The organism is Agrobacterium sp. O3.4 (assembly GCF_041414895.1).
GTDB lineage: Bacteria > Pseudomonadota > Alphaproteobacteria > Rhizobiales > Rhizobiaceae > Agrobacterium > Agrobacterium cucumeris.
The window spans coordinates 1566834-1580033 of record NZ_JALPZP010000001.1; the positions used below are offsets into that span (position 1 = coordinate 1566834).

Consider the following 13200-nt stretch of genomic DNA (forward strand, 5'->3'; position numbering starts at 1 on the left):
GGGATCAGATTATGACGGGAAATATTGACAGACGGTAACCACCGCCCGCCAATGGCGTCATAAACTTAGATCAATAGTCGTCATTTTTTTCCGGCGGCACAAGGCCTTCGATACCGGCCAGCAGTTCTTCTTCCGACATCTGGTCGAAAGTAACGGTTTCCGGCTGGTCGTCGTCTTCGCCATCGGCGCCAGTGGAGGCGGCAAGCGTGACCGGATCGGGCTCGGGCTCGTCCACTTCCACATGCTTCTGCAGCGAATGGATGAGGTCTTCCTTCAGGTCGTCAGGCGACAGCGTCTCGTCAGCGATTTCGCGCAGCGCCACAACCGGGTTCTTGTCGTTGTCGCGGTCAACCGTGATGGAAGAGCCTTGGGAAATCTGGCGCGCACGGTGGCTGGCGAGAAGCACCAGTTCGAAACGGTTGTCTACTTTATCAATGCAATCTTCAACTGTGACGCGGGCCATTGCCTGTCCTTTGCGTGTCGTAATGTCGTGGATCAGAGCGCCGTGCTTTCTTCGGGATGCACAAGGGATGCTCTAACCTATTGAATCTGCGCTTCGTGCCCTGCGAAAAACATTCAGGATTTCTCGCGACGAAGCTTTCCAGCTTCCGATACAGCCATTGGCCGCGGAATTCAAGTTTTTCCTGTCTTTGGCGTCTTTTGGCACCTTATTGCCGATGTTTGGCGTCTGATGAACAAAATGTCTAGAAGAATTGTCTTGGAATACGGGGGAAGGTAGCTTACTTAAAACGCAACGGCGGTGCGCAAAGCTCGTTGATACCACATGTCTTTTTGCGTTATCGACCGGATATAAAAGCCAGATAATGGCCTTTCCAAAAAAAGGAATGGGATGGAATGTTCGATCCACGGGAGAAAATTGCGCTCTTCATAGACGGAGCCAATCTTTATGCAGCATCGAAAAGCCTGGGATTCGATATCGACTACCGCAAGCTCCTTAAGGCGTTTCAGAAGCGTGGATACCTGCTGCGCGCCTATTATTACACCGCATTGATCGAGGATCAGGAATATTCCTCGATCCGTCCGCTGATCGACTGGCTGGACTATAACGGCTACAAGGTCGTGACGAAGCCGGCGAAGGAATTCACCGACGCGCTCGGCCGCCGCAAGATCAAGGGCAACATGGATATCGAACTCGCGGTCGATGCCATGGAACAGTCCGAAACGGTTGACCACCTCGTCCTGTTCTCCGGCGACGGCGATTTCACCACGCTGGTGGATGCGCTGCAGCGCAAGGGCCGCAAGGTGTCCGTGGTTTCCACCATGGCGACGCAGCCCGCAATGATTGCAGACGACCTGCGCCGGCAGGCCGATCACTTCATCGATCTGATGACGCTGAAGGCAGAGATCGGGCGCGACCCGAACGAGCGCCCTGCCCGGCATGTCGAGAGCCCCGAGACGATCTGATCCAGGTTTTTGCTGCGACGAAGCCATCAACGCGTCCGTCCTGCAAAGACGGGCGCGTTTCTGTTTGCACTCCACCGGCGAGGTAAAAATTCTTTTTAGAATTAACAAACATCAAATTCGGCAAGTCGAAATTATAACTTGGTTAATTTTAGACGTGTCTAAAAGACATTAGGGCACCAACGATATGATTTGGGTGCCAAATCAGGATGTTTAGACATGCATGGCCAAGCAAAAACCGACCGACAGCTCGATGAAAGACTGAATTTTCTGGGACTTGGCCACGAACAGCGGCAAAATCTCTCCGAGATGAAAGGTGTCATCACCGGCTCGCTCGATGCTTCGCTCGACCGTTTTTATGCCAAGGTTCGCGCGGTGCCGGAAACGGCAAAGTTCTTCGCCAACGATGCGCATATCCACCATGCCAAGAGCATGCAGCTGAAACACTGGGCGCGGATCGCCTCCGGCACGTTCAACGACGATTACACCGACGCCGTCACCGCCATCGGCCGCACCCATGCAAGACTGGGGCTGGAGCCGCGCTGGTATATTGGCGGTTATGCGCTGATGCTTGACGGCATCGTCAAGGCGGTCATCGAGTCCGAACTGAAGGGCCTCTTCATGGAGAAGAAGGCCAGGAAGCTGAAGGACGGGCTGTCTGCCACCATCAAGGCCGCGCTTCTCGACATGGACTATTCGATCTCCGTCTATCTCGACGTGCTGGCCGCCGAGCGGCTGAAGGTGGAAGCTGAGCAGGCGCAGATGAAGAAGGAACAGGAACACGTTCTCGAACTGCTCAACAATGCGCTGAACAAGCTGGCCAATGGCGACCTCACCTCCAGCATCACGGAAAAGACCGCGCCGCAATTTGAAGGGCTGATCGCCAATTTCAACGCCGCGGTCGGCAATCTCTCTGGTGCCTTTGGGCAGATCGTCGAAGAGGCCAACAAGATTTCCGGCAACACCCGCGAGCTGACCTCTGCGACCGACGACATGGCCCGCAGAACCGAACAGCAGGCCGCCGCCCTTGAGGAAACCGCCGCAGCCGTCGAGGAAATCACCACCATTTCCAAACTCTCGGCGCAGCGCTCGGAAGAGGCCAAGGCCATCGTCGAAAGCTCGGCCGTTGAGGCAGCGCGCTCCCGCGATGTGGTGACGGAAGCCGTCAAGGCGATGGGCGCCATCGAGGAATCGTCGCAGAAGATCACCCAGATCATTTCCGTCATCGACGAGATCTCGTTCCAGACCAATCTTCTGGCCCTGAATGCCGGCGTGGAGGCCGCCCGCGCCGGTGAGGCCGGCAAGGGTTTTGCCGTCGTCGCCCAGGAGGTGCGCGAACTGGCCCAGCGTTCGGCCACCGCCGCCAAGGAAATCAAGACGCTGATCGCCAAATCTTCCGACGATGTTATGCAGGGTGTCTCGCTGGTCAACAAGACGGGCGAATCCCTGAATACGATCGGCAACAAGGTGGATCACATTCAGGAACATATCGCCTCGCTGACCAAGGCGGCGCAGGAACAGTCCGTCGGCATTCAGGAAATCAGCGCCGCGATCAACAGCATGGACAATCTGACCCAGAAGAATGCGGCCATGGTGGAAGAAACCAATGCGGCCACGCATAATCTGAGCGATGTCAGCGCCAATCTGGCGGCACTTGTCAGCCGGTTCAGCGTCTCGGCTTCGAGGAACCATGTGGAGCGGACATATCGGGCTGCTTGAACTACGACAAGACTACATTCACCCCGTCATCCCGGCCTTGAGCCGGGATCCAGCCAGCCCAAGTCCTTGGGCTGAAAGGGCTCGTTCCACAGCGCAGACGCGCTGTGGCTGGATGCCGGATCAAGTCCGGCATGACGGAAGAACAAGTGGCGAAAGGCCGCTATCCTCTAGGCCGCGAAATTTCCTGCCGCTCAGGCGTTGTTGCCCTTCAGCAGCCGGGACTTCTGCCGGTTCCAGTCGCGTTCCTTCTCGGTCTCGCGCTTGTCGTGCAGCTTCTTGCCCTTGGCGAGCGCCAGTTCCAGCTTCGCGCGGCCCTTTTCGTTGAAATAGACCTTCAGCGGCACCAGCGTCATGCCATCGCGGTTGATACCGGCCCGCAGGCGGCTGATTTCGCGTTTGCTCAAAAGCAGCTTGCGGCGGCGGCGCGGCTCGTGGTTGAACCGGTTGGCCTGCAGATATTCCGGCAGGTGGGAATTGATCAGCCAGATTTCATCGCCCTCATCCGAGGCATAGGATTCGGCAATATTCGCCTTGCCCTCGCGCAGCGACTTGACCTCGGTGCCGGTCAGCACGAGGCCTGCCTCATAGGTGTCGATGATTTCGTAGTTGAAACGAGCCTTGCGGTTTTCCGCAACGATCTTGTTCACCACGCGCTGGCTGCCTTTGGGGGCCATGATATTTCAATCCCTTGTTTTTCTTATTGCGCCGCAGCCTGCCGGCCGGAGCGGTTTTCGAGATATGGTTCCTGCTTTTCCGCACGTCTTTGTCCCAAAACCGGTGCCCACTTTTGGGAGACATGCTCTATTTAGTATCGTCGTCGCAAAAAGAAAAGGCGCGCGGAACCGCTTCTGTCGCGAAGCGGGCCCATTGCGCGCCTTTAAGGCTTTCAGGCGTCTCTTAGTTCATCAGGCCGGCATGTTTCAGCGCCGCATCGATGGCTGCTTCGGTCGCCGGCTCCAGCGTGCTCATCAAGGGGGAACGGACCCGGCGGTTGCCGCCCCGTGTCTTCGACAGCGCATATTTCGTGCCGCAGACACCGGGCTCCATGAAGATCGCCTTGTGCAGCGGCATCAGGCGATCCTGATACTCCAGAGCCTTGGCATAGTCACCTGCCAGCATCGCCGCCTGGAATTCCGAACAGAGGCGCGGCGCCACATTGGCCGTAACCGAAATGCAGCCGACGCCGCCATGGGCGTTGAAACCAAGTGCCGTGCCATCTTCGCCCGAGAGCTGGATGAAATCCTTGCCGCAGGAAATGCGCTGTTCGGAAACGCGGTCGAGCTTGCCCGTTGCATCCTTGACGCCGACGATGTTCTTATGCGCCTTGACTAGCGCACCCATGGTTTCCGGCGACATGTCCACCACCGAGCGCGGCGGGATATTGTAGATGACGATCGGCAGTTTCACCGCTTCGGCAACAGCCGAGAAATGGGCAAACAGGCCCTTCTGCGTCGGCTTGTTGTAATAGGGCGTCACCACCAGCAGCGCATCCGCGCCGGCTTCCTGCGCGTGCAGCGCAAGCTCTATTGCTTCATCGGTATTGTTGGAGCCTGCGCCCGCAATGACCGGAACCCGTTTCGCCGCAACCTCGATGCAGAGTTCAACGACCCGTTTGTGCTCGTCGTGGGAAAGCGTCGGGGATTCCCCCGTCGTACCCACGGGCACAAGGCCCTTGCTGCCTTCGGCGATCTGCCATTCCACATGGGCGGCAAAGGCCTGTTCGTCCACGGCACCATTGTCCGTGAACGGAGTAATGAGGGCGGGAATTGATCCCTTGAACATGCAAAGCTCCTGGCGCCGAGCCGGTTCATGCTTCGGCCGCATTCGATGGTTAAAACCGGCACACATTAGTGCCAGCCCTTGGCGCCGACAAGCGCAAAGGCAGCCTATTTTGTCCGAAATTGTCGGAAGTGTGACAGTCCGGAAACGTCACACCACAGTTAAAAAATCGCGGCGGTGAAATTGCAGGCCGCTCGCGGGCCGGTGAATAAAAGTTGATGGGATTGCGCGGGGGGGCGGTTAAGGTTTCGTTAATCTCAATCTCCGTAGATTCAATGCAGAACACGAGAGCGGAATACGAGGCCACGCCTTGAGCGATTTACGCAATCCCGCTGCAATGAAACGACAATACAAGAACGACAGTACAAGAAGGTCGATTGTTTCCGTCTGGCGATGAAGAACGGTATGAAAAAAACAGTTTGGGGATTGATGGCGGCGGGCCTCGCCGCAACCGTTTGGAACGCGCTGGCCGGGCCGCTGCCGGAAGGCGCGGTGCCGCTTCCCTATGTGAAGCCGAATGCGCCGACCGTTCCCGCCTTCATGCCCGCCTCGCCCGAGATTACCGGCGCCATACCGCGCCTCAACCGCCCCGATGATGCAGGCCAGCTGAAGGCCGGCCTCGACGCGCTTTCCAGCCGCGATGCGACGCGGGCGATTGCGTTGCGCAACGCCATGCCAACCGGCAGCCTGGACCGGCATATTCTCAGCTGGGCAATTGCCGTTTCCGGCCAGAAGGATGTGCCTTCATCCGAAATTGCCGCCGCCCAGCGCGAGCTTTCCGGCTGGCCGGGTGCCGCCACCCTGCGGGCCAATTCTGAAAAAGCGCTTTATCGCGAAGATCCACCGGTACCTCAGGTACTCGCCGCCTTCGGCAGCAGCCGGCCGGAAACGGCCGAGGGCACCGTCGTTCTCGCCAAGGCACTCGCCTCCTCCGGCAAGGCGGTGGACTCCCAGCGCCTCATTCGCCAGCTCTGGGTCAGCGAAGGTATGGACAAGGACATGGAAGACCGTGTTCTCGCCGAGTTTCCCGCCTATCTGACGCCCGCCGATCACAAGGCGCGCATGGATTATCTGATGTATCGCAGCCGCATCGGCCAGGCGAAGCGTTTCGGTGATCTCGGCAAGGCGCAGTCGCTTTATAATGCCTGGGCCGCCGTTCTGCAGCGATCCGCCACTGTCGGCGCCTTGCTGGGCAAGGTTGACGCCAATTGGCGCAGCGATCCCGCTTTTCTCTTCGCGCGCATAGAAAACCTGCGCAACCAGCAGAAATATCCTGAAGCGGCCGCCCTTCTTCGGCAGGCCCCCAAAGAGGCGGCCAAACTCGTCAATGCCGGCGAGTGGTGGAATGAGCGGCGTATCATCGCGCGCGGGCTTGCCGATCTCGGCGATTTTGCCGAAGCCTATCGCATCGTCGCCAATCATTCGGCCACCTCGCCCGTCGACATCGCCGATGCGGAGTTCCATGCCGGCTGGTATGCGCTGAGAGCGCTGCGCGATCCGGCGGCAGCTTCACGTCACTTCAACACATTGTTGCAGACCTCAAACCGGCCGCTTTCCGCCTCACGCGCCTATTACTGGCTCGGGCGGTCGGCGGAAGCGGGCGGACCGGGCAATGCCCGTGACTTCTTCACCAAGTCCGCGGCCCACCCCGGCACGTTTTATGGCCAGCTGGCCGCCGCACGAATCGGCACCACGACGCTGAACGTCACCTATCCGAGCCCAAGCACCGGTGACCGGGAACGCTTTGCCGGTCGTGAGGCCGTGCGCGCCATCGACCGGCTGGAGGCCGCCGGTTATGGCTGGCGGGCCGACAGTCTTTACCGCTCGCTGGCCGACCAGCTGGACAGCCCCGGCGAGCTTGCCATTCTGGCGGCAAGGGCGGAAGGCAACGGCAATCATCAGGTTTCGCTGCAGATCGGCAAGACGGCCTTCAGCCGCGGCATCGATGCGGCAGCACTTGCCTATCCGCTCGGCGTCATTCCCGCCAGCGCCAATATTGCCGGCTCCGGCAAGGCGCTCGCCTATGCCATCGCCCGGCAGGAGAGCGCCTTCAACCCCTCCGCCGTCTCCGCTGCCAATGCCCGCGGGCTGCTGCAATTGCTGCCGGGAACCGCCAAGGGCGTGGCCGGGCGCCACGGCCTGCCCTACACACAGGCAATGTTGACCAGCGATGCCGGCTACAACGCCACGCTCGGCGCCCATTATCTTGGCGAGCAGATCGACAGTTTCGGCGGTTCCTACATCCTCACCTTCATCGCTTATAATGCCGGTCCGAAACGCGTGCCGGAATGGATTGCCCGCTACGGAGATCCGCGCGGCAAGCCCATCGATGAGGTGGTGGACTGGATCGAACGCATCCCCTTCCCCGAAACGCGCAATTATGTGCAGCGGGTGATGGAGAATTATCAGGTCTACAAGACCCGGCTTGGACAACAGGCCGATATTGTCGATGATCTGCGCCATGGCCGTGCGGGGTAAACCGGTATAACCGGCGAAGGTCATCCCAGAGCATTCGAGCACCGGCTGGCCCGGTGCTTTTTTTTATTTTCCAGATCCGAGTAGCGCACGCTTCGATATGTGAAGCATCCAAACGAAAAACCCCGGCATTTCTGCCAGGGTTTCCATCACTGACAATGTCAGATCAGATTAGAACGTGCGCTGAAGGCGAACGAAACCGGTGACCTGGTCGTCAGCGCCATCTTCATCGTAGTAGTTGGCGGTGATCTTGGTGCTCAGACCTTCGGTGATCTTGTAGTCAACCGTCAGACCAGCAGTCCAAGCATCACGGTCGCCAGTGAAGTCGCCGTCAAGTGGGTTCACGTCCAGCTTGCTGAGGTATTCGAAGCCGGGAGTAAGCGTCAGGCGATCGGTAGCCTTGATCGCGTACTCAACAGCAACAGCCCATTCAGACTTCGCGTAGTAAGCGTTGTCGCCCGAAGCCCATACACCGGCGAGGCCAAAGGTGCCCGGACCGATGTCCGCGAACAGCATGCCACGGATAGCAACGTTTTCTGCGTCGAAGTCGTAGCTAGCGATCAGGTTAGCCGTAACAGCGCCGAACTTGCCGCCGATCATGCCGCCGATGCCGACGTTGTTGTCGGGATCATACTGATACTGACCGTACTGGCCCTGCAGTTCATCAACCGAGAGTGCAGCCTGGAAAGAACCTGCATCGTAGGTGTACTTGATCGAGTTGAACAGGGTGTTGGTCGACAGAATGTCGGTTTCACCGTTCAGATCGTCATCCCACCAGCTGTAGAACTTACCGACCTTCAGGCCGCCGAGTTCGATAAAGGCCTGGTCAACGAAAACGCTCGAAGAAGAAGAAGAACCACCGTCAGCATTGCCACGGAAGCCGATGAAGCCACGCAGAGCGCCGAGCTCGGTGTCGGTGCGGGTGTCAACTTCGAACTGAGCGCGCGTGAAGCTGTTCCAGTCAGACGTACGGCCATTGGTAGCCGGGTTACCGCGGTTGAAGTCGGTCTGGAAACGGATGTAACCGCCGAACTTCAGGCAGGTTTCGGTGCCTGGGATATAGAAGAAGCCGGTGCCGAAAGCGTCGCAAACGCGAACGTATTCGAGGGGCTCAGGCTCGGCAGCGACGATAGCGTCAGCGGCCTGTGCGCCGGATACTGCTGCGAGAGCTGCAGCGGAGCCGATGAGAAGGCTCTTAATGTTCATGGTTGACCTCCAGTCAAACGCTTAATCTTCTAAGCAGCGGGTGGGAAAGCACTAAGGAATGCGTGCCGCTTATGTAGCTGATTAGAGCCAAAACCGGGCGGGCGGGCAATCGTAATCATGACGAAAGGAAGACAGTAAGGTGTCCTTAGTTTTTCATTGTTGCGAAATAGCTACAATTCTAACCGACCCCGGTCCACTTCTTAAAGAATCGTTAATTTTTGATTTATTTCAAACACTTGCGGAAAACGGCAAATCTTCTTCATGAGTCAAATCCGTCGCATAAACAAAATACCGACGCAATCAGGCCATGTGAGATTGTCCAAAAAGCGATCTGCGGCTCTTCAGAATTCACAGGTAGCGCTCAGAATCGACTTATCGTCTCGCCTTCATACATTTCCGGAGGCAGAGGATTCCGAACGAATCAGCAGCCGCAATTGCCGTCAGAGGCCAGCCATCCGCTGCGACGCCGGTCGAACATTACAGCCAATTGGCGGCACCCGGCCACCGGCGTGGCGATGCATCCCTACCCCTCTTGCCGGACGGGCGTTACAAAAACGAAAAAGCCCGGCTCGAGAGCCGGGCTTTCCATCACTGACAATGTCAGATCAGATTAGAACGAACGCTGAAGGCGAACGAAACCCTTAACCTGGTCGTCACGGTTGTCGATGTCAACGTAGTTAACAGCGATCTTCGTGGAGAGGCCCTGCGTGATCTTGTAGTCGAGCGTCAGACCAGCTGTCCAGCCGTCGTCGTTCGAGAAGTCATCCCAGGAAACCAGGCCGTAGTTGCCGTAGTACTGAACGCCGGGGGTGATCGTCAGCTTGTCGGTTGCCTTGATGGCATATTCCGCAGCAACCGCCCACTCGGAGACGTTGTAGTAAGCGTTTGCTCCGGAAGCCCAAACACCAGCCAGGCCAAGCGTGCCCGGACCAACGTCAGCCGTTGCGATCAGGCGTACAGAGCCGTTTTCGCGGTCGGTGTCGTAGCCACCGATGAGCTGGAAGGAAGCAGCGCCGAGCTTGGCGCCAACGCCGAGAGCAACACCAACGTTGTTGTCAGATTCGTTGAACGCACCAACAGTTACGCCCTGCAGTTCGTCAACCGAAACGCCTGCCCAGAAAGAACCAGCGTCGTAGGTGTAACGAATGGAGTTGAACAGAGCGTTGGAGGACAGCTCGTCCGTTTCGCCAGAGAGGCTATCGTCCCACCAGCTGTAGAACTTACCGACCTTCAGGCCGCCGAGCTCGATGAAAGCCTGGTCAACGAAAACGCTCGAAGAAGAGGACGAACCGTTGTCAGCATTGCCACGGAAGCCGATGAAGCCACGCAGAGCGCCGAGCTCGGTGTCGGTGCGGGTGTCAACTTCGAACTGAGCGCGCGTGAAGCTGTTCCAGTCAGACGTACGACCGTTTGCCGGAGTACCACGGTTGAAGTCGGTCTGGAAACGAACGTAGCCCTGGAACTTCAGGCAGGTTTCGGTGCCGGGGATGTAGAAGAAACCGGTGCCGAAAGCGTCGCAAACGCGAACGTATTCGAGGGGCTCAGGCTCAGCAGCGACGATAGCGTCAGCAGCCTGGGCGCCGGATACTGCTGCGAGAGCCGCAGCGGAGCCGATCAGAAGGCTCTTGATGTTCATGGTTGACCTCCAGTCAAAGTTTTTAAAAGGGTCTGGGTTCTTTCGCTGAAGGACAGCATTCCCTGCCCCATTCCCGTGTTCTTAGAAGCCAAACGATCCACCGCCTCGCTTCTGGTCGTGAAAATACAAAAGGTTTCGCCGCTTGCAATCGCGAACATCCGATAAATAGCATTTACGTATATGCTTCATTTCGGTTTGTTGCGGAAACAACACACAGCGCCACAGCGACCGACCTAGGCTTTTACGATGCGTTAAGAATTTCCTTGAAAATCCGTTAGTTAGCGCGGTTAACAAGGTCTTTCTAAACTACCGGCCTTTTCGGCGATGTGTTGCTCTGCCGGCGGCATGTGGGAGAAATTTTTGCTTTGATCTATCGTTCCACATGACACCACGCGGATGCGTCTGTCAGGAAACGGCGGGAAAACCCTTCGCCCGACGACTGATTCACCCGATAATGATTCGAGAAGCGGAAGATGTCGGCGATTTGGCAAACTGATTTGCTCTCGGCGGGGGCTGTACCTTGTTGACGCAGGCGCTTTCCTTTTGTGCTTCCGTCCTGGAGATCTCGTTGTCGTGGCAGCCCCTATGGGGGCCGCGATGCCAGCTGGATTTACGAACTGGCCCAGCCTTAAAAATCAACCGTGGGGATTGACCGGCCCCCTGCGCTCAGAACGGGCCGGTCACAACACTTAGACGCCATCCACCGCCACATCGAGCGAATGTCGATCGATGCGCTCTTGAAGCGCGACCACAACGGCGTGCAGGAACTCCCGGCGGCGAGGCTCGGCGGCTGTTGCCAGTGTCATTGTCAGTCGCCCACGGATCTTGTTCATGAAACCCACATGGTCAAAGCGGTCGGCGGCGATGTTCACTTCGACCTCATCCATGTAGTGCGACAGATGCGATCCCAGTTCAAGATTCGCGTCCATCTGGAACCGAGTGGCCATCTGCTCCGCAAGCGTGCCCATCTGCACGTAGGGGCCGTATTCGTCGATCATCAAATCTCCTTCGCATGCCTGAAAAACCTAGATAGGTGCTCTTTGTCAAAGAACGAGATGTATCCTTGATCATCCGCGCAAAACACCGGATCAAATTTCTAAAATATGCGTGATCGCGCAGCTGGCTCCACTCCAGACTACTGGAGGGACCATCAACGCGCATTCGGCTTTACGATAAAAAAGGCGAAGCGTGGCTGCAACCTGGAGGCGGCCTGCAACGCACAGACAAATGAACAACAAACCAGTCAGCCTGATTTTGTCCAACAATATAAGTCCTGGGAAAATTTGATGGCGGAGAGGATGGGATTCGAACCCACGATACGCTTTTGACGTATACTCCCTTAGCAGGGGAGCGCCTTCGACCACTCGGCCACCTCTCCGGTGCGGCCTGATTATTGCGTAAAAAAAATGAATGCAAGGGTTTTTCGCCAAGAAGCCGAAAAACCTGTTGGCTGAACAGCCACGCGCGAAACTTTGCGGGCAATTCGGGAACTTCTTTAAGGCCGGCACGTTCTCGCTTCGGTAACAAAAGAGGTGTTTCTAATGGCTCAGACCAAACTGAATGTTGTCGAAGACACGATCGAAAACCAGATTGCCGAGCTGCGCTCGCAAATCTCGTCGCTTTCCAAGTCCGTTTCCGCCCGTGCGGAAGGCGTGGGTGAGGATGCATCCGAATTTCTGGATGAGGCACGCGGCCGTGTTCGCAAGGCTGCGAGCAATGTGCGTGCCCAGGGCCAGAATGTGGTGGAAGCGGTGAAGGAAAATCCCGGCACGGCAACCTCGCTGCTGACGATCGTCGGCGCACTCGGTTTTGCAATCGGTTATGCGGTTGGTGCCGGCACGCAGCAGAACTCGTCGAACAGCAGCCTTTATCGCTGGCGCTGAATACCGCACGAGCGTTAGAATTCAGGCAAGGCGGCAAAGTCCCGCCTTGCCTTTTTTGCATTGATTTAAAGACAACCAGAATGGGGGCCAGAAATGCTGTTCAGCGACGATCTTGAAGAGGCATTGGCGGATTTTGCCAGAGATCATGGCATCGACAGGGACGAGGCCCTCCAGCGCATCGTCCGCGCCGCCCTTATCAACAGCGGTTACCTCGCTTCCGGCGAAGAAGGCATTCCGCCAGAAAAGCTGAATGCCAGCAACGATGATTGAGGCTTAGTAGCCCGATCTGGAAGGCGCCGGCGCTGCCCCGCCCTTGTAGCGGCCGGACAGGGCGCGCAGGGCGTTGGCGAATTCCGTGACATCGGCGCCGACGGCGACGAAGGACGCACCGAGTTCGAGATAACGGCGATTATAGGTCTCGTTAAAGGTGAGAATGCCGGCGGCCTTGCCGGCCGCAACGATCTTGACGATCGCGGCTTCGATCACCGCCTGCACTTCCGGCTCGTCGATCCTGCCGAGATAACCCATGTCGGCAGCGAGATCCGCCGGGCCGATGAAGACGCCATCCACCCCTTCCACGGCAAGGATATTGTCGAGATCGTTGATCGCGGCGCGCGTTTCGGCCTGCACCAGCAGACAGACGCTATCGGAGGCGCTGTCGGCGTAATCGGTTATGGTGTTGAAGGCTGACGCGCGGGCAACGGCTGCCCCCATGCCGCGAATGCCGCGCGGCGGATAATGCATGGCGCTGACCAAAGCTTCCGCCTGCGCGGCCGAATCGACCATCGGCACCAGAAGCGTGCGTGCGCCTGCATCCAGAAGCTGCTTGATCATCCAGCTTTCGCCCACTGGCACGCGCACCACGGGTTCTGCCGGCGACGTGGCAAGCGCGCGCAGCTGGTCGATGATGCTGCGCAGATCGTTCGGCCCGTGCTCGCCATCGATCACCAGCCAGTCGAAACCCGCCGTTCCGGCGATTTCCGCCGCGATGGCCTCGCCCATGTCGAGCCAGAGGCCGATCTGCGGCTTGCCGGCATGGATGGCGGATTTGAAACGGTTTTCGGGAGCAGGCATGATGTC

Annotated in this window: 12 protein-coding genes and 1 tRNA gene; 5 read left to right on the forward strand and 8 right to left on the reverse strand. The window is 57.9% G+C overall.

Annotated elements, in window-relative coordinates:
• Positions 1-70: 70 nt before the first annotated feature.
• The gene (gene rpoZ, locus M0412_RS07585) at positions 71-463 is read right to left on the reverse strand and encodes a DNA-directed RNA polymerase subunit omega (protein ID WP_046798752.1); all 393 of its coding nucleotides are present in this window, start codon (positions 461-463) and stop codon (positions 71-73) included.
• A 392-nt stretch (positions 464-855) separates the two neighbouring features.
• Between rpoZ and M0412_RS07590 the strand changes: the two genes are divergently transcribed.
• A complete protein-coding gene (locus M0412_RS07590; RefSeq protein ID WP_035218078.1) occupies positions 856-1425 on the forward strand; it encodes an NYN domain-containing protein in 570 nt (189 codons plus the stop codon).
• Between the two features lie 216 nt (positions 1426-1641).
• On the forward strand, positions 1642-3141 hold the full coding sequence (locus tag M0412_RS07595) for a methyl-accepting chemotaxis protein (RefSeq protein ID WP_142839445.1): 1500 nt from the start codon (positions 1642-1644) through the stop codon (positions 3139-3141).
• Positions 3142-3332: 191 nt separating this feature from the next.
• On the opposite strand, the gene smpB is transcribed toward M0412_RS07595, so the two are convergent.
• Both smpB and dapA read right to left on the reverse strand, forming a co-directional pair.
• Positions 3333-3815 carry an SsrA-binding protein SmpB gene (gene smpB / locus M0412_RS07600; protein ID WP_046798750.1) on the reverse strand — a complete coding sequence of 161 codons (483 nt, stop codon included), beginning with the start codon at positions 3813-3815 and terminating at the stop codon, positions 3333-3335.
• A gap of 223 nt (positions 3816-4038) precedes the next feature.
• Positions 4039-4923, reverse strand: coding sequence for a 4-hydroxy-tetrahydrodipicolinate synthase (dapA, locus tag M0412_RS07605; protein WP_046798749.1), 885 nt, complete (start codon positions 4921-4923; stop codon positions 4039-4041).
• 402 nt (positions 4924-5325) lie between these two features.
• On the opposite strand from dapA, the gene M0412_RS07610 reads away from it, so the two are divergent.
• The gene (locus tag M0412_RS07610) at positions 5326-7398 is read left to right on the forward strand and encodes a lytic transglycosylase domain-containing protein (protein WP_269698397.1); all 2073 of its coding nucleotides are present in this window, start codon (positions 5326-5328) and stop codon (positions 7396-7398) included.
• A gap of 168 nt (positions 7399-7566) precedes the next feature.
• Here M0412_RS07610 and M0412_RS07615 read toward each other — a convergent pair whose 3' ends face one another.
• The 4 genes from M0412_RS07615 to M0412_RS07630 all read right to left on the reverse strand — a co-directional run bounded on the left by M0412_RS07615 (position 7567) and on the right by M0412_RS07630 (position 11615).
• Positions 7567-8601, reverse strand: coding sequence for a porin (locus M0412_RS07615; protein ID WP_142839444.1), 1035 nt, complete (start codon positions 8599-8601; stop codon positions 7567-7569).
• A gap of 610 nt (positions 8602-9211) precedes the next feature.
• A complete protein-coding gene (locus tag M0412_RS07620) occupies positions 9212-10237 on the reverse strand; it encodes a porin (RefSeq protein ID WP_142839443.1) in 1026 nt (341 codons plus the stop codon).
• A 689-nt stretch (positions 10238-10926) separates the two neighbouring features.
• Positions 10927-11235 carry a hypothetical protein gene (locus tag M0412_RS07625; protein ID WP_142839442.1) on the reverse strand — a complete coding sequence of 103 codons (309 nt, stop codon included), beginning with the start codon at positions 11233-11235 and terminating at the stop codon, positions 10927-10929.
• 289 nt (positions 11236-11524) lie between these two features.
• Positions 11525-11615: transfer RNA gene (locus tag M0412_RS07630), tRNA-Ser, on the reverse strand.
• A 163-nt stretch (positions 11616-11778) separates the two neighbouring features.
• Between M0412_RS07630 and M0412_RS07635 the strand changes: the two genes are divergently transcribed.
• A complete protein-coding gene (locus tag M0412_RS07635) occupies positions 11779-12120 on the forward strand; it encodes a hypothetical protein (RefSeq protein ID WP_142839441.1) in 342 nt (113 codons plus the stop codon).
• Between the two features lie 93 nt (positions 12121-12213).
• Entirely contained in the window at positions 12214-12390 is a 177-nt protein-coding gene (locus M0412_RS07640) for a hypothetical protein (protein WP_193559489.1), read from the forward strand.
• Between the two features lie 3 nt (positions 12391-12393).
• On the opposite strand, the gene M0412_RS07645 is transcribed toward M0412_RS07640, so the two are convergent.
• Positions 12394-13194 carry an aldolase/citrate lyase family protein gene (locus M0412_RS07645; RefSeq protein WP_142839440.1) on the reverse strand — a complete coding sequence of 267 codons (801 nt, stop codon included), beginning with the start codon at positions 13192-13194 and terminating at the stop codon, positions 12394-12396.
• Positions 13195-13200 lie beyond the last annotated feature (6 nt).